This window comes from Planctomonas deserti, assembly GCF_003067705.1.
Classification (GTDB): domain Bacteria; phylum Actinomycetota; class Actinomycetes; order Actinomycetales; family Microbacteriaceae; genus Planctomonas; species Planctomonas deserti.
In genome coordinates, this window is record NZ_QANL01000002.1 from 112,900 (window position 1) to 130,056 (window position 17,157).

Here is a 17,157-nt window from a genome sequence, read left to right on the forward strand (position 1 = left end):
GGCCAAAGTTCTTCATCGAAGAAACTTTCGATGTGGTAGAATGTGTGCTATGGGAACCCCGGCAGCCACGCTTCTCCGCACAGCGGACACCGTCGCGCGCCTGGGCGACTCGCCCGCCGCTTTCGCTCCGCTTCCCAAACAGGATCTGTTGGACGCGCTGCACGCTATCGCGGACCTGCGACAGTGCTGCGACACCTTCTCGGCCTGGATCGCCGGCGAGCTCAACCGCCGCTCGAGCACGGACCTAGGCTCGGCCGGGTTGGCTCAGCAGGAGGGCTACCGCACACCACAAGCCATGGTCGAGGCGATCACCGGGACCACGAAGGGTGGCGCGGTGTCGATCGTCGAGGTGGGCAAGATGCTCGCCGAGACAGACGCCGTGGAAACGCTGAAGCGTGAGCACCCAGAATTGCCGGCCCCGCCGACCCCCTGGCACGCGCCTATTGCGCACGCGGTCACCGACGGCAAGGTTTCCATCGCGCAGGCGGACGCCATCCGCGCCGGGCTGGGGCTGCCGACGGACGCGGTGCCAGCCGAGGCACTGTCCGAGGCCGCGGTCGAACTGGTCGAGGACGCCGCCACCCTCACGGCGGCGCAACTACACCGCCGCGCGCGACAGCTCCGCGACGACCTAGACGACACCGAGCTCGCGGACCGGGAGAAGGCCCAGCTGGAACAGCAGCACCTCAAGGCGTGGAAGCGACCGGACGGGATGGTGGAGGGCAAGTTCCTCTACGCACCCGAACCGGGCGCCTTCCTCCTCTCCGTCCTTGACGAGCTCACCAACCCTCGCCGCGGCGGGCCGCGGTTCGTGAAGGAAGAGGACCGAGAGCGGATCGACGCGATCCTTAACGACCCTCGGCCGACCGAGCGGCTCGCGGCCGACGGGTTCCTCGAACTGCTGCGCATCGGCGCGGACGCCGACCCAGGACAGGTGTACGGGTCCAGGCGACCCGCGGTCCGGGTGATCGTGACGAAGGAGAGCCTCGACTCCGGCGAAGGCCACGGCTCGATCCAGGACACCGGCGAGGCCGTGAGCATCGGCACCATCCGCCGCGAGGTCTGCTCCACTGGAACGGTCGCGGTAGTCCTCGATGACAACGGCCAGTGCGTGAACGTCGGTCGCGAGCAGCGCCTCTTCACCTCACGCCAGCGCATCGGGCTCGCGGTGAGGGATGGCGGGTGCATGTGGCCGGGCTGCGACCGACCACCGTCGTGGTGCGAGGCCCACCACATCAACCAATGGAAACGCGACCACGGCAAGACGGACATCGCCGACGGCGTGCTCCTGTGCAAGCACCACCACCTGCTCCTGCACAACAACGGCTGGGACATCCGCCGAACCGGCGGGCAGTACACACTGCTCCCGCCGAGGTCGGTCAGCCCGACCCGCGAACCCCGGCACCTGGCGACGAAGAGCAGAGCGGTCCAGGACTGGAACGCCCGCCGACACCGCCTCCGGGACCGAACCTTGGCGCGCCCTTCTGATTCGGCGTCACCGGGCGACTGACCATGCTTCGACCTGGACATGTCGCAGAGAAGCCGGCCCGGCGGTCCCTGAGCCTGTCGAAGGGACGCGAGGCACCTCAGGTCGCTTCGACAGCCTCAGCGACCGCATGCGGAACGTCAGCCCGCTTCGGTGGCCGCACCATCCGCATTCCATCGCTGCTCGCGAAGCTCTCAGGGAACGGCCATCGCAGACCCATGAGACCACCCCGGTCCCTGAGCTTGTCGAAGGGACGCGAGGCGCGTTACGTCGCTTCGACAGGCTCAGCGACCGTATGCGAGATGCCCGCGCACCTCGATGACCGCTGCATCCGTGTTCCGTCGCTGCTCGCGAAGCTCTCGGGAACTACCAGCGCAGATACGGCGGAACCCTCACGGTCCCTGAGCCTGTCGAAGGGACGCGACGTCCGTTACGTCGCTTCGACAAGCTCAGCGACCGTGTTCACCACCAGGCCGCGGACCGAAGGCGCCGTCGCCGGTACCACGGAGTACCCATCGGTGAGGTGGAAGAATAGCGGGATGAGCATCGCATCCGCCCCCTCCGCCACCGCGCCGCAGTTCCGCGTCGCCGACCTCTCCCTCGCGGAGGCCGGTCGCCACCAGATCCGCCTCGCCGAGAACGAGATGCCCGGACTGATGGCCCTGCGCGAGGAGTTCGGCGCGTCGCAGCCGCTCGCCGGCGCGCGCATCGCGGGCTCCATCCACATGACCGTGCAGACGGCCGTGCTGATCGAGACGCTCGTCGCGCTCGGCGCCCGCGTGCGCTGGGCGAGCTGCAACATCTTCTCCACCCAGGACGAGGCCGCGGCCGCCGTCGTCGTCGGCACGGGCACGCCCGAGCAGCCCGCCGGCGTGCCGGTGTTCGCCTGGAAGGGCGAGACGCTCGAGGAGTACTGGGAGTGCGCCGACCGCATCTTCGACTGGAGCGCGGAGGCGGCGGAGGCCGGCGAGGACTGGGCCGGCCCCAACATGATCCTCGACGACGGCGGGGACGCCACCCTGCTCGTGCACCGCGGGCGCGAGTACGAGCTCGCCGGCGCCGTGCCGGAGACCCCGGCCGACGCCAGCGCCGAGTTCGCCGTCGTGCTCGACACCCTGCGCCGCTCTCTCGCCGCCAGCGGCGACCGCTGGACCCGCATCGCGGAGGAGCTGCGCGGCGTGACCGAGGAGACCACGACGGGCGTGCACCGCCTGTACGAGCTCGCCAACGAGAACGCGCTGCTCTTCCCCGCCATCAACGTGAACGACTCCGTCACCAAGTCGAAGTTCGACAACCGCTACGGCATCCGGCACTCCCTGCCGGACGGCCTCAACCGTGCGACCGACACGCTCATCGGCGGCAAGGTCGCGTTCGTCGTCGGCTACGGCGACGTGGGCAAGGGCGCGGCGGAGGCGCTCCGCGGCCAGGGCGCCCGCGTCATCGTGAGCGAGATCGACCCGATCAACGCCCTGCAGGCCGCCATGGACGGCTACCAGGTCGCGCGGATCGAGTCCGTCGTGGAGACGGTCGACATCTTCGTCACGGGCACTGGCAACTACCACGTCATCACCGTCGACCACATCCAGGCGATGAAGCACCTCGCGATCATCGCCAACGTCGGCCACTTCGACAACGAGATCGACATGGCGGGCCTCGAGAAGCTCGCCGGCGCGGAGAAGGTGGAGATCAAGCCGCAGGTGCACGAGTGGCGCCTGCCCACCGGGCGCTCGGTGCTCGTGCTCTCCGAGGGCCGCCTGATGAACCTCGGTAACGCCACCGGCCACCCGAGCTTCGTCATGAGCACGTCGTTCACCAACCAGGTGCTCGCGCAGATCGAGCTGTGGGGATCGCCGGAGAAGTACCCGACGGGCGTCTACGTGCTGCCGAAGAACCTCGACGAGAAGGTGGCGCGCCTGCACCTCGGCGCGCTCGGCGTCGAGCTCACCGAACTCACGGCGGAGCAGGCGAAGTACATCGGCGTCGAGGCGACCGGCCCCTACAAGGTGGAGCACTACCGCTACTAGCGGCTCAGCTCAACGGCGTCAGCGGCCTGGCCGCGCGGCTCAGCGAAGCTGCGACACGGCGCCGCCACGGCCTCCCCGGCTCAGCGGTCGGGGAAGCCGTGCGGCAGCCCCGTGAGCAGGGGAGTGAGGTGCTCGAGGCGCTCGCGCTCCAGCATCAGGGCGCGGTAGTCGCGCTCCCGGCGCACCGCGGCGACGGCGGCGAGGAACAGCTCAGGCTCCGCATCGGGCAGGGGAGACACCCACGGCGCGGCCTCGGAGGCGAGCTCGCTCGCGAGCCGCGCGCGCGTCTCTGGCGTGAGCCGGTCCGCCTGGCGGAGGAACGCGGCGATGCGCCGCGACAGGGCGTCCGGCAGCCGGGCCACGTCCGCGATCGCGGCCCAGGCGACGAGCGGGGTCGGCACGCCGTGCACCGGCTCGACCACCTTCGGCACGCGCTCGTGCTGGCTGTAGGTGCCGGCGAGCAGGTCCCCGAGCCGCTTCGCGCGGCCGCTCAGCAGTCCGACGAACGCGGCGATGCCACCGAAGCTGAGGAACAGCTCGAGCACACCGGTCAGGGCTCGGATGAACGCGTGCCGCGGCCCGATCGCCCCGCCGTCGTCGCGCACGATGCGGACGCCGACCGCGAACCGGCCGAGCGAGCGGCCGGCCGTCGCGACCTCCACGACCATGGGCACGATCACGATGGCGAACACCACGCACGCGATGCCGAGGGCGGCGCCCAGCGCGGAGTCGAAGGGCGACCACGCAAACAGGGCACCGAGGCCGAGGAGCATCAGCAGCAGGAGGGCGACGTAGGCGAGGACGTCGATGATCGCGCCCGCCGCGCGGAGCACGAAGCTCGCCGCGCGAACGTCGAGGGCGACCGCTTCGCCGATGACGAGCTCGTCGCCGCGCTCGTCGACCAGCTCGGCGGTGGGCTGGCGTCGCGAGGACATGAATAGTATTCAAGCAGATGGACCTCGACGCATACTCCGCCGCCCACCGCGATGAGTGGGACCGGCTTGCCCGCCTGGGCCGCAAGCGGCGCTTCTCCGGGGCCGAGGCCGACGAGCTCATCGAGCGGTACCAGTCCGGCGCCACGCAGCTCTCCGCCATCAAGACGTCCGCGGGTTCGACCGTGCAGGGCGACCGCCTGTCCGTGACGCTCTCTCGCGCCCGGATGCGCTTCACCGGCGCGGGCGCGAACGTGCTCAGCCAGATCCCGCGCTTCTTCGTGCTCGAGCTGCCGGCCGCGCTCTACCGCATCCGCTGGCTCACGCTCGCCGTCGCGCTCGCGACCATCCTCATCGCCACCTGCTACGCGGTCTGGGTGAGCTCGGACCCGCGGGTGCTCGCGAGCTTCGGCTCCGACGAGGACCTGCGGAAGTACGCGAACGACGAGTTCGTCGACTACTACCGGGAGAACCCGGCGGCGTCCTTCGCCGGCCAGGTGTGGACGAACAACGCGTGGATCGCGGCCCAGTGCATCGCGTTCGGCATCACGGGGGTCTGGGTGCCCAACGTCATCTTCCAGAACGCGCAGGGCGTCGGCGTCGCGGCCGGCGTGCTCTTCTCCTACGGCGAGGGCGACACGTTCTTCCTCTACATCCTCCCGCACGGGATGCTCGAGCTGACCGCCGTGTTCGTCGCCGCGGCGGGCGGGCTGCGCATCTTCTGGGCGTGGATCGCGCCGGGCCCCCGCACGAGGGCGCAGGCTCTCGCGGAGGACGCCCGCGCGCTGTTCACCGTCGCGATCGGCCTCGTGATCGTGCTCTTCGTCTCCGGGCTCATCGAGGGCTTCATCACCCGGCAGCCCTGGCACCCGGCCATCAAGATCGGCATCGGCGCGATCGCCCTCGCCGCGTTCCTCGCCTACATGCTCGTGCTGGGCAGGCGCGCTGTCCGCGCGGGGGAGACGGGCGACCTCGTGGAGTTCGAGGCGGGCGCGCGCCGACTCGTCGCGGGCTGACGGCCGTCGGGCACGAGCGCGGAGCGACGGCCGACGAAGCAACCGCCGATCACCGAGCGCCACCGACCGCCGACCGTGACGGCTAGAGCCGGCCCGCGGCCTTCAGGGCGAGGTACTTGTCGGCGAGCGCGGGCGGCAGGTCCGCGGGCGCGGCGGTGACCACCTCGGCGCCGAGGCGCCGGATCGCGGCCGACACCCGTGCCGTGTCGAGCAGGGCGCGCTCTGCCGCGGCCGCGCGGTAGATGCTCTCCCGGTCGTGGGCGGAGCGGGCGGTGGCCTGCACATCCGGATCCGTGACGGAGGCGACGACGACCATGTGCCGCTTGGTCAGCTGTGGCAGCACGGAGAGCAGCGCACGCGAGCTGCCCGCGGCGTCGATCGAGGTGAGCAGCACGACGAGCGACCGGGCGCTCGTGACCGACCGGACGAGGCCGGGTGCCGCCGTCCAGTCCATCTCGAGAAGCTCCGGGTCCACCGGCGCGAGCGCGTCGACCAGCCGGGAGAGCAGCTCGGGGCCGGTCGCCCCCTGCACCCGCGCGCGCAGCCTGCGGTCGTAGGCGAGCAGGTCGACGCGGTCCCCGGCCCGGGTGGCGAGGGCCGCCAGCAGCAGGGAGGCCTCGAAGGCCGTGTCGATGCGCGGCTCGTTGTCGACGCGGGCGGCGGACGTGCGGCCGGTGTCGAGAAGCAGCACGACGCGTCGGTCCCGCTCCGGCCGCCATGTGCGCACCATCACGTCGCTGCGCCGGGCGGTGGCCCGCCAGTCGATGGAGCGCACGTCGTCGCCCGGCACGTACTCGCGCAGGCTGTCGAACTCGGTGCCCTGGCCGCGGATCATCACGCTGGTGCGCCCGTCGAGCTCGCGCAGCCGGGTGAGGCGCGAGGGCAGGTGCTTGCGGGAGGTGAACGGCGGCAGGACCCGCAGCACGCCGGGCGCGTTCAGGGTGGCCTGGCGGGCCCACAGCCCCAGCGGCCCGATGGAGCGGATGGTCACGTGCTCCGTCCGGCGCTCGCCCCGGCGGAACGGGGTCAGTGCCTGCTCGAGAACCCGCCGCTCGCCGGGCGGGATCCGGACGGCGGCCCGCGTCGACGGCGCCCCGGCGGACGGCGACCAGCCGTCGCGCACGCGGCCGCGCAGCGTGCGCCGGCCGCGGTTCGTGAGGAAGAGCAGCGACGCGGCGGTCTCGCCCAGCCTCAGCCGACCGGGCAGCTCGCGCTCGATGGCGACGGCCCGCGGGGATGCGGCGAGGCAGAGGTCGAGCACACCGAGCAGCACGCAGCCGGCCACCCACGCGGCGAGCACGGTCGCACCGGCCGCGGCGTCGGCGCCGAACAGCACGACGGGGAGCGCGCCGAGCGCGAGCAGGGCGACGAAGCGACCGGTCACGGCCATGGGCGGCTCCTTTCGATTGAGGGACGACGGTTGCGGGTGGATCGTCGGCGGGGCCGACGACCGGGTGCGCCAGGCTAGAGGGGGACGCGCACCTGGGAGAGGATCGAGCGCAGCACCGCGTCCACGGAGACGCCCTCGAGCTCGGCCTCGGGCCGCAGCTGGATGCGGTGCCGCAGCACGGGCAGCGCCATCTCCTGCACGTGGTCGGGGGTGATCGCGTCGAACCCGCTCAGCCAGGCCCACGACTTCGCCGCGGCGAGCAGGGCCGTCGAGCCGCGCGGGGAGACGCCGAGGCGCACGGAGGGCGACACCCGGGTCGCGCGGGCGAGGTCGACCGCGTAGGCGAGCACGTCCGGGCTGGCACCGACGCCGGCGGCCGCCTGCTGGGCGCGGGCGAGGTCCTCGGCGCCGAGCACGGCGCGCACGCCGGCCGCGTGCAGGTCGCGCGGCGAGAACCCGGCGGCGTGCCGGCGCAGCACCTCGACCTCGGCGTCCCGCTCGGGAAGGTCGAGCACGAGCTTCAGCAGGAAGCGGTCGAGTTGCGCCTCGGGCAGCGTGTAGGTGCCCTCGTACTCGATGGGGTTCTGCGTCGCCGCGACGACGAACGGCTCGGGCAGCGGCAGGCTACGGCCGTCGACGGACACCTGGCGCTCCTCCATCGCCTCGAGCAGCGCGGACTGGGTCTTCGGCGGGGTCCGGTTGATCTCGTCCGCGAGCAGGATGTTCGTGAAGACGGGGCCGTTGCGGAACGAGAACTCGCCGCTCTTCGCGTCGTAGACGAGCGACCCGGTCACGTCGCCCGGCATCAGGTCCGGCGTGAACTGCACGCGCTTGGTGTCGAGGCTGAGGGCCGCGCTGAGGCTGCGCACGAGCAGGGTCTTCGCGACGCCCGGCACCCCCTCGAGCAGCACGTGCCCGCGAGCGAGCAGCGCGATGATCAGTCCGGTCACGGCGCCGTCCTGCCCCACGACGGCCTTGCCCACCTCGGTGCGCACATCGAGGAGTTTCTGGCGGAGTTCGTCTGTCATGTGGTTCTTCCTCCTGTGGGGTCTACGGCGTCGGTCACATCGGCCTCGAGGGCGCGCAGCCGGTCGGTCAGGGTCACGAGTTCCCGGTCGGTGGCCGGCAGGGCACCCAGCACGACGGCGTGCACGTCGCCGGGGTCCCGGCCGGTCGCGGCGGCGGCCGCCGCGATCACGTCCTGCACGGACGCGGCGCGGCCCAGGCCGAGCGCGGTCGCCATGCGGGACACGGCCCCGACGCGCAGGGCATCGAGCGCGCGGCCGCGGGCGGATGCCCGCTGGTACAACCGGGCGCGGCCCTCCATCGTCTCGCTCGCGCGGACGGTGACGGGCAGGTCCTCGACCACGAGCGGGCCGAAGCGGCGTCCGCGCCAGAGCGCGGCGGCGAGCGCGACGATGCCGAGCAGCAGCGCGAGCGGCGTGACCCAGCCGGGCGTGAGCTCGGCGAGCGACGGCGGCCCGGTGACCTCGACGTCGCCGAGGCCGGGCGTGTACCAGACGAGGGTGGGCCGCGAGCCGAGCGCGGCGAGCGCGACGGCGGCGTTCCCGCTCCTGGCCACCTGGTCGTTCGTGAAGAGGGGGTCGGCGTCCACCACGACGGTCTCCCGGTCGCCGTCCACGAGCCGCACGAGCGCGACGGCGCCGTCCCCCGCCGGGAAGCACTCCGCGGCTTGCGCCCCCGCGGGCAGGGTGGCGTCGTCCACCCGGTAGGCGTCGAGGTCGTCGGCGCGGATGCTCGCCCCGCCCGTCGCCGCCGGGTCGGAGCAGCGAGCGGTCAGTGGGCGGTCGTCGCCGCTCGACCCGGCGAGCAGGACCCCGGGTGCGAGGGCCTGGAGCACCGAGAACTCGGGGGAGGCGAGGACGAGGCGGTCCGCGATGCCGCCGACGCGCTGCAGCTGCTCGTCGGTGAGCAGCGCGTCGCGGTCGTGGAGCAGGAGCGTCGTCTCACCGGGGCCGGCGGCGGCGGCATCCTCGGCCTCGTCGAGGGTGTCGACGGGCAGCACGTCGACACCGCGCTGCTCGAGCACCTCGGCTACCGCCATCCCGCCGCGCGGGGCCGGGTTGTCCGCGTCGAGGGGGCCACCCGTCGCGCCGGTCACGCCGTTCACGAGGGCGGCGATCACGACGACCACGAGCGCGAAGCCCGCGGCCCCGAACCAGAACGCCCCGCGGCGCAGCCAGGCCCGGACCGTGAGGGAGGCCGCGACGGCGGTGCCGGTGCCGGGAGGGGCGTCATCGGCGGCGGACGCCTCGGCACGCGGGCCGGCGTCCGGGCGGGGGACGATCGCGGCGTCGGGCGGCGTCACGCTCCACTGCCCGTCGCGGCGCCGACGGCCTCGAGGGCGGCCGGCCGCTCCTCGCGCACGGCGCGCTCCAGCTCGGCGAGGCGCTCGTACTGCTCGCGGGTGCCCGCCCGCCCGAGGTAGCGCACGGCGTCGAACGCCGTGGCGCCGTCGTGCAGCGCGTCCGCGTGCGCGGGGAACGCCTCACCCGCCCGCCGGGCGAAGTCCCGCGCGGTGGTGCCCGGGGAGGTGCGCACGACGGTCCGTTCGGCGAGCCCGCGGGCCATCGAGCGGTAGAGGTCCTCGATGGCGAGGGTGAAGTCGCCGCGGGCGGCGGCGGCGCGGGCCGACTCCCGCAGCACGTCGGCGGTCCGCGGGTCGTCGTCCCCGAAGAGCTCGCCGAGCGGTGCACCGCGCCGGTTGAGCCGGGGGAGACCGAAGAGCAGGAACGCGGCGACGAGTACCGCGATCAGCACGAGGGTGACGAGCACGGGCACGATGTTCGGCACCCGGCCGTCGGCGCTCGCGAACAGCTCGACGAACCAGTCCCGGATCGCCTGCGCGACCGTGTCGAACAGGGTGGGGCGGGCCGCCTGGTACGGCGGCTTCGACAGCTCGCCGAGGAGCCAGTCGCGCGCCTCCTCCGCATCCGGCTCGAGCGGGACGAACGCGAGCGGAACGGTCATGCCACCTGCCCGCCCGCACCGGGTCCGGGGCTCGCGGCGGATCCTGCCGGAACGGCGAGGTAGGGGTCGGGGGCGCCGTCGTCGCCGGCGGGGGAGCCGGGCGTGCGCACGCGGCGGGTCTCGACGAAGCGCGCGAGCTCGATGTCCAGGCCCTCCTTGCGCATCCGCAGGTCGATGTACACGAGGGCCGAGCTCGCCGACTGGGCGACCGCGCCGATCGCGGCGAACACGAGGGAGACGAGAAGGGTGATCCCGTACAGGCCGATCAGGGGCAGGAACGACTCGACCGACCCGTCCTCGGGCACCGTGCCGTTCGGGAACATCAGCCCCATCACGATGCCGAAGAGAATGCCGATCGGGGTGGTCACCACCTGAGTCGCCACCTGGACGATGACGAGCACGAGCGCCTGCACGCCGAAGGTGCGCCAGAAGTACCCGTTGGTGAGCCGCCAGGACCTGGCCATGGCCGCGAACACGCCGCGACGCTCGAGCACGATGACGCTCGGGGTGAGCGACAGCTTCGTGAAGAGCCAGACGAAGGCCACGGTGAGCCCCAGGCCGGCGAGGAGGCCGAACAGCACGCCGACCGCGATGAGGGCGTCCCCCTGGCTGACGAGCAGCACGACGACGAGCACCACGACGCCGACGGCGAGGAGCACCGCCGCCGAGTACAGCAGCGCCCAGAGAACGAGCGGCCACAGCCTCCGCCAGGCCAGGCGCCAGAGCGAGCCCAGGGTGAGCTTCTCGCCCAGGGTGCCGCGGGCGACCTCCAGCACGATGATGCCCTGCAGGAGGGCGGTCGCCGCGACCGACAGGAGCACCGTTGCGAGCGCGGACACGATGATGGCCGCGATGCCGCCGACCAGCACGGCGTCCTGCTCCTCGGGAGCGGCGCTCTCGATGCGCGACAGGGCGAAGAAGGTGACCGCTCCGACGACGATCAGGGTCACGACGGTGATCAGGCCCTGGGTGAGCAGCGCGCTGCCGAAGGAGGCCTTCGGGTTGCGGCGCAGCACCTGGAACGACGCGCCGAGTAGCGTGCCGAACGCGAGCGGCCGCAGCGGCACGAGTCCGGGCTTCGGCGGCGGCGCCCAGCCCGCCGGCCCGCCCTGCGGAGCCTGGCCGCCGTACGGGGGCCAGGCCTGCTGGCCGGGGCCCTGCTGTCCAGAAGCGTGCTGGCCGGGGGCCTGCTGTCCGGGCGCCTGCAGGGGAGCGGGCGGCGGGAAGGCGGGCGCGTCCTGCCCCGTCGGCTGCGAGCCCGGGCGCTGCCAGGGCGAATTGTCCGTCACGGTAACCAACCTTTCCATAGGAGGGCTGCGTGTGACCAAGGGGGCGCGAGCAATGGGGGCGGCGCGCCGGGATACCGCCCTCGGCCCGCGGTGACGGCCGTCGGATACCCTGTCCGGAAGGACCCCGAGCACCCCGAAGGCTATGACGACTCGAATACTGGTAGTTGACGACGACACCGCGCTCGCCGAGATGATCGGCATCGTTCTGCGGAGTGAGGGCCTGGAGCCCACCTTCTGCGCGGACGGCACCGGCGCGCTCGCCGCGTTCCGCGCGTCCAAGCCGGATCTGGTGCTCCTCGACCTAATGCTCCCGGGCATGGACGGCATCCAGGTGTGCAGCCTGATCCGGGCCGAGTCCGGCACGCCCATCATCATGCTGACCGCCAAGTCCGACACCGCGGACGTCGTCGCCGGCCTCGAGTCCGGAGCGGACGACTACATCGTCAAGCCGTTCAACCCGAAGGAGCTCGTCGCCCGCATCCGCACGCGGCTGCGCCCGCCGGCGGCGCAGAGCGCCGACCGCCTGCAGATCGGTGACCTCGAGGTCGACGTGATCGGCCACGAGGTGCGCCGCGGCGACCGCCGGATCAACCTGACCCCGCTCGAGTTCGACCTCCTGCTCGCCCTCGCCTCGAAGCCGCAGCAGGTGTTCACCCGCGAGATGCTGCTCGAGCAGGTGTGGGGCTACCACTACAAGGCGGACACCCGCCTGGTGAACGTGCACGTGCAGCGGCTGCGGGCGAAGATCGAGGACGATCCGGACAACCCGCGCATCGTGATGACCGTCCGCGGCGTCGGCTACCGCGCGGGGGCCGCGTCCTAGGGGGCACCATGAGGGAGTCTCGGCGGTGAACCTGCTGCTTCGGCTGCGCCGGTGGCTGCAGCCGGTGCTGGACTGGCGCAGATGGCCGGCCCGCATCGCCCACCTCTGGCGCGTCTCCCTCCAGTTCCGCACCGTCCTGCTCACGGTCGGGCTGTCCAGCGTCACGATCGTGCTCATCGGCGGCTTCATCTCGTCGAGCATCGCCAACGACCTGTTCCAGTCGCGCCTGTCCACGGTCCTGCTGCAGTCCGAGCGCGCCATGACCCAGGCGCAGACCCAGTTCGACTCCGCGGACGCGTCCGATGAGGTGGAGCTGAACCAGGTGCGCGGCCAGGCGCTCGCCGCCATCAGCCAGATCACCACAGGCCAGGCCGACTTCGCCCTTCTCGGCTTCCCCGGCAGCAACGGGCTGCTGCAGAACACCACGAGCCGCGACTTCGTCGCCGACGTCATCAGCCCGGAGCTGCGCGAGCAGGTGCGCCGCGACCGGGACGAGCTGCACTACCAGTCCGTCGCCCTGGAGCGCGAGGACGGCGACGACCCCGGCATCGTCGTGGGCGGCGCCGTCACCGTGCCGGCCTCCGGGGACTACGAGCTGTACCTCGTCTACAACATCGGCGACGTGCAGCAGACCCTCGGCTTCGTGCAGGGCACCATCGCCGTCGGCGGCATCGCATTGATCGCGCTGATCGGGGCCGTCTCCTGGCTCGTCGTGCGGCTCGTCGTCGCGCCGATCCGCATCGCGGCCGAGACGAGCCAGAAGCTGGCCGCGGGCCAGCTCGAGGAGCGCATCCCGGAGCACGGCGACGACGTCATCACGACGCTCGCCCGCTCCTTCAACGCCATGGCCGACAGCATGCAGAAGCAGATCACCCAGCTCGCGGACCTCTCGCGGCTGCAGCAGCGCTTCGTCTCCGACGTCTCGCACGAGCTGCGGACGCCGCTGACCACCATCCGCCTCGCCGGCGGCGTGCTCTACGACCAGCGGGACTCCTTCCCGCCCGCGACGGCGCGCACCGCGGAGCTGCTGCACACCCAGGCCCAGCGCTTCGAGATGCTGCTCGCCGACCTGCTCGAGATCAGCAGGTACGACGCGGGCGCGGTGCAGATCGTCACCGAGCCCACCAACCTCGTGCGCCTGGCCGCCGACGCCATGGACGAGCTGACGTCGCTCGCGGCGCAGAAGGGGTCGGAGCTGCAACTCGCCGCCCCCGGAGGTTACTTCGAGGCCGACATCGACGCGCGCCGCATCCGCCGGGTCATCGTGAACCTCCTCGGCAACGCCATCGACCACGGCGAGGGGCGGCCCATCGTGGTCACCGTGGACAGCAACGAGCAGGCCGTCGCGCTCAGCGTGCGGGATTACGGTGTCGGCATGGCGCCGGAGGAGGTCGATCGCGTGTTCGACCGCTTCTGGCGCGCGGACCCGTCCCGGCAGCGCACGACCGGCGGAACGGGGCTCGGCCTCGCCATCGCCCGCGAGGACGTGACGCTGCACGGCGGCTGGCTCGAGGTCTGGTCGTCGCCGGGGGTGGGGTCCTGCTTCCGCATGACCCTGCCGCGCGTGCACGGCGGCACCCTGTCGGTCTCGCCGCTGCCGCTGACCCCGGACGACGAGGAGAGCGAGCGCGAGGGGGTGCAGCATGGCGCGTGATGCCGGGCGGGGTGCCGCCGGCCGGCGGCTGTCCCGGGCGCGCGTCGGCGTGGCCGCGCTGCTCGCCGCCGTGACCCTGGTCCTGTCCGGCTGCATCGCGATCCCGACGTCGGGCAGCGTCGCCGGTGCGGGCGAGGTCGGCGGCGGCGAGGCGCCCGAGCTGGTCTTCCAGCCGAACGGCCCCGTCGAGGGCGGGACGCCGGAGCAGATCATCACCGGCTTCGTGCAGGCGGCCATCGGCCCGCAGGGCTCCTACGCCGTGGCCCGCCAGTTCCTCTCCACCGGCTTCGCGGACGAGTGGGACCCCAACGCGGGCGTGCTGGTCCGATCCGGACAGCAGTCGACGAGGCAGCTCGACGAGAACTCCTTCGAGCTGAACTTCACGGCGACGGCGTCCGTCGATGCGAGCGGGCAGTACACGTCCCTCGCCTCGCCGCAGTCCGCGACGGTGTCCTTCGAGATGGTGCAGCAGGGCGGCGAGTGGCGCATCGCCGAGACGCCGGACGGCATCGTGCTCACCGAGCAGTACTTCGACGACATCTTCGAGGCGTACCCGCTGTACTTCTTCGCCCCCGGGTTCCAGAACCTCGTGCCCGACCTGCGCTGGTTCCCGAATCTCTCGACCACCAGCTCCCGCCTGGTGCGCGGGCTGCTGGCCGGGCCGAGCGAGTGGATGCAGCCGCCTGCCGTGGTCACGGCCTTCCCCGAGGGCACGGAGGCGCTCCTCGTGAACGTCGAGAACGGCAGGGCGATCGTCGACCTCTCCGCGGAGGCCCGTGCGGACACGGTGGCGCTGCAGCGCATGAAGCTGCAGCTGACCTCCACGCTGTCGAGCGTGCTCAGCATCCAGAGCGTCGAGGTGCGCATCGAGCGCACGCCCACCACCATTCCGGACCTCGGCGGAGCGGGGCCCGACACCGACCCGCAGGTTGATGGCTCCCCGCTCGTGCTCGCGGGTGGCACCTTCGGCTTCCTCACCAACGGCCAGGCGCAGCCGCTGCCCGTCGTGGGCGAGACCATCGCCGCGCTGAAGCCCACCTCGGTGACGCTCGGCGCCGACGAGGTCTCCGCCGCGGTGCTGAACGGCGCGGGCGCATGGTTGGTGCGCCGCGACGAGGAGCCGCTGCTCGTCGACGAGCGTGTCGGGCTCATTCCTCCGTCGCTCGACTCCGAGGGCATCCTGTGGAGCGTGCCCGCGGCCGATCCGACCGCCATCCTCGCCTTCCCGCCGAGCGGCGAGGGTAGTGCGGTCGGCACGTCGTGGGGCGAGGGGGCCCGGATCGTGTCCATCGACGTGTCCCGCGACGGCGCGCGCCTGCTCGCGCTGCTCGACTCCGGCCAGGGCGCCCGGCTCGCGGTCGCGTCGATCGTGCGCGACGAGAACGGAACCCCGCTCCGGCTCACGAGCCCGGTGCTCGAGCTGGACGCGGACGCGGGCTCGCCTATCGACGCGACCTGGGTGGACAACGTCACCGTGGCGACGCTCACCCGGCCGGGGGAGACGGAGGATCCGGTCGTCACCATGCAGCAGGTGAGCGGCCGGGTCGTCGACCTGGGCAAGGTGCCGGGCGCGGTGTCCATCGTCGGCGGCAACGGCCGGTCGAACCTCCGCGTGCTGACCGCCGACGGACTGCTGCAGGTGCCACGCGGCAACGGCTGGCAGCGCGCCGGGTCCGGCGTCGCCGTGCTCGCCACCCAGCGCTGACCCCTCGGCTGACCTCTCGGCGGATCACTCGGCGCGGATCCCGGTCTCTTCGCTCCCAGGGGCTCGTGCGGTGGCGTTCCGCCCGCCCTCGCGGAGATGCCCCTCCGCCGGGGAGCGGGCGGGCAGGATGCGCGGGTGATCGCAGAGCCCGACCCGCCGAAGGAACCACCGGGCAACCCGCCGGCGGATTTCGCCGATTCCCCCGTCGCCCTGGCCCGCGTCGCCCTCGCCGACGCGCTCGCGCTGCTCCTCCCGATCGAGTGCGGCGGCTGCGGCGCGCCCGACCGGGCGGTGTGCGGGCGGTGCCGCTCCCGTCTCGCGGCGTCGCCGGCTGCCGTACCGCTGCCACGCGCTCCGGGCGCGTCTCCGGCGGGCCCGCCGATCCCGGTGTGGGCCGCGCTCGAGTACGACGGCGTCGTGCCCCGGCTGCTCTCGGCGCTGAAGGAGCGGGGCCGCACCGACGTCGCCCGCGCGCTCGCCGACCCGCTGGGGGAGGCGGCGAGGGCGGCGATCGCGGCCCAGGCCGGCGACGTCGCCCTGCTGCCCGTGCCGTCGTCGCGGAGGGCGATGCGGGCGCGTGGCTACGACCCGGTCCGGCTCCTGCTCCGCCGCGCGGGTGCGGGCGTCCCGGTTGTTGCCGGGCTCCGCGTCGTCCGCAGGACCCGGGACCAGGCCGGCCTGGGGGCCGCCGACCGCGAGCGGAACCTGAGCGGCGCACTCCGCGGCCGGCGCTCCCTCCGGGGGCGGCGCGTGCTGATCGTGGACGACGTGCTCACCACGGGCGCGACCCTGCGGGAGGCGGCGAGGGCGGCGGAGGCGGCCGGGGGAGTCGTGCTGGGGGCGGTGGTGCTGGCCCGCGTGCCGCGGCGGCGATGATCGCGCGCCCGGAAAAGGGAACCAGTCCGATTCCCAGTGGCCGCCGGTCGCACGACGCCGGGCGTTGCCCTACGGTTGGGACGAAAGGCGTAACAGATCGCCCTTCCGATACTCGCCAGGGCGGTCCGCCGACATGACAACTGGGAGGTCGACATGGACATCAACATCACCGGACGCAACGCGGAGATCACGGATCGGTTCCGCACCTACGCTTCGGAGAAGGCGGAGAAGGTCGCCCAGCTCGCCGACCGTGCCATCTCGCTCGACATCAAGGTGACCAGGCACGCGGAGAAGTCCGGTGGCTCGAACAGCGACGACCGCGTCGAGCTCACCCTGATCGGACCCGGCCCCGTCGTCCGCGCCGAGTCCAGCGCCGCGGACAAGTTCGCGGCCTTCGACCTCGCGATCGGACGCATGCTCGAACGGGTGCGCCGAGCGAAGGATCGGAAGAAGATTCATCGCGGCCAGCATCGGCCGGTGTCACTGCAGGAGGCGGCGACCGGGGGCTTCGCCGTCATCGACCTCGAGCCCGCCCCGGCCGAGCTGCTCGAGCGGGTGAACGGACCGAGCGTCGCGCCCGCCGACCAGGAGTCCGAGCAGGAGGAGGAGTACTCGCCGGTCGTCGTGCGGCAGAAGGTGTTCCCCTCGCAGTCCATGACGACGCACGAGGCCCTCGACCACATGGAGTTGGTCGGCCACGCCTTCTTCCTCTTCATCGACGCGGAGACCGACCGGCCGAGCGTCGTCTACCGCAGGCAGGGCTGGGATTACGGCGTCATCAGCCTCGACTCCGAGGTGCAGCAGCCCGCACGGTCGTAGCTGTCGCCCGGATCACGACCGGAGCCCCCGCGCCTCTCCCGGCGCGGGGGCTCCGCCGCGTCCGGTCCCCGCGAAGAGGCTTCCGTCGTGCTCGGATCCGGCCGAACGGGGGGTGGGACATAAGGTAACGGCCAGGTCACAGCCGCTAGCAT

14 protein-coding genes are annotated in these 17,157 nt (G+C 72.6%); 8 read left to right on the forward strand and 6 right to left on the reverse strand.

The annotated features are described in order from the left end of the window. Positions 1-49: 49 nt before the first annotated feature. Complete coding sequence (locus DAI20_RS06890; RefSeq protein WP_159084952.1) at positions 50-1,510, forward strand: HNH endonuclease signature motif containing protein; 1,461 nt, start codon at positions 50-52, stop codon at positions 1,508-1,510. Positions 1,511-2,025: 515 nt separating this feature from the next. Next, positions 2,026-3,510, forward strand: coding sequence for an adenosylhomocysteinase (ahcY, locus tag DAI20_RS06895; protein WP_108249867.1), 1,485 nt, complete (start codon positions 2,026-2,028; stop codon positions 3,508-3,510). A gap of 80 nt (positions 3,511-3,590) precedes the next feature. Here ahcY and DAI20_RS06900 read toward each other — a convergent pair whose 3' ends face one another. Then, positions 3,591-4,445 (reverse strand): RDD family protein, encoded by an 855-nt coding sequence (locus DAI20_RS06900; RefSeq protein WP_108249868.1) that lies wholly within the window; start codon positions 4,443-4,445, stop codon positions 3,591-3,593. Positions 4,446-4,462: 17 nt separating this feature from the next. Between DAI20_RS06900 and DAI20_RS06905 the strand changes: the two genes are divergently transcribed. Continuing rightward, complete coding sequence (locus tag DAI20_RS06905; RefSeq protein ID WP_108249869.1) at positions 4,463-5,458, forward strand: stage II sporulation protein M; 996 nt, start codon at positions 4,463-4,465, stop codon at positions 5,456-5,458. Between the two features lie 82 nt (positions 5,459-5,540). On the opposite strand, the gene DAI20_RS06910 is transcribed toward DAI20_RS06905, so the two are convergent. The 5 genes from DAI20_RS06910 to DAI20_RS06930 form a co-directional block, all read right to left on the reverse strand. After that, positions 5,541-6,848, reverse strand: a complete 1,308-nt coding sequence (locus DAI20_RS06910; protein WP_108249870.1) for a DUF58 domain-containing protein — start codon at positions 6,846-6,848, stop codon at positions 5,541-5,543. 74 nt (positions 6,849-6,922) lie between these two features. Further along, positions 6,923-7,876, reverse strand: coding sequence for an AAA family ATPase (locus tag DAI20_RS06915; RefSeq protein ID WP_108249871.1), 954 nt, complete (start codon positions 7,874-7,876; stop codon positions 6,923-6,925). Continuing rightward, entirely contained in the window at positions 7,873-9,177 is a 1,305-nt protein-coding gene (locus DAI20_RS06920; protein ID WP_108249872.1) for a DUF4350 domain-containing protein, read from the reverse strand. The genes DAI20_RS06915 and DAI20_RS06920 overlap by 4 nt, the downstream gene beginning before the upstream one ends. Beyond that, entirely contained in the window at positions 9,174-9,839 is a 666-nt protein-coding gene (locus DAI20_RS06925) for a DUF4129 domain-containing protein (RefSeq protein ID WP_108249873.1), read from the reverse strand. The genes DAI20_RS06920 and DAI20_RS06925 overlap by 4 nt, the downstream gene beginning before the upstream one ends. Then, entirely contained in the window at positions 9,836-11,128 is a 1,293-nt protein-coding gene (locus tag DAI20_RS06930; RefSeq protein ID WP_108249874.1) for a proline-rich domain-containing protein, read from the reverse strand. The genes DAI20_RS06925 and DAI20_RS06930 overlap by 4 nt, the downstream gene beginning before the upstream one ends. Positions 11,129-11,270: 142 nt before the next feature. Between DAI20_RS06930 and mtrA the strand changes: the two genes are divergently transcribed. From mtrA to hpf, 5 genes are all read left to right on the forward strand, one after another. Then, complete coding sequence (gene mtrA / locus DAI20_RS06935) at positions 11,271-11,951, forward strand: MtrAB system response regulator MtrA (RefSeq protein WP_108249875.1); 681 nt, start codon at positions 11,271-11,273, stop codon at positions 11,949-11,951. Between the two features lie 25 nt (positions 11,952-11,976). Next, a complete protein-coding gene (gene mtrB / locus DAI20_RS06940) occupies positions 11,977-13,605 on the forward strand; it encodes an MtrAB system histidine kinase MtrB (protein ID WP_240605955.1) in 1,629 nt (542 codons plus the stop codon). Further along, complete coding sequence (locus DAI20_RS06945; RefSeq protein WP_108249876.1) at positions 13,595-15,310, forward strand: LpqB family beta-propeller domain-containing protein; 1,716 nt, start codon at positions 13,595-13,597, stop codon at positions 15,308-15,310. Before mtrB ends, DAI20_RS06945 begins: the two co-directional genes overlap by 11 nt. Positions 15,311-15,445: 135 nt before the next feature. Further along, positions 15,446-16,186, forward strand: coding sequence for a ComF family protein (locus DAI20_RS06950; RefSeq protein ID WP_240605956.1), 741 nt, complete (start codon positions 15,446-15,448; stop codon positions 16,184-16,186). 153 nt (positions 16,187-16,339) lie between these two features. After that, a complete protein-coding gene (hpf, locus tag DAI20_RS06955; RefSeq protein ID WP_108249878.1) occupies positions 16,340-17,005 on the forward strand; it encodes a ribosome hibernation-promoting factor, HPF/YfiA family in 666 nt (221 codons plus the stop codon). The last annotated feature ends 152 nt before the right edge of the window (positions 17,006-17,157 follow it).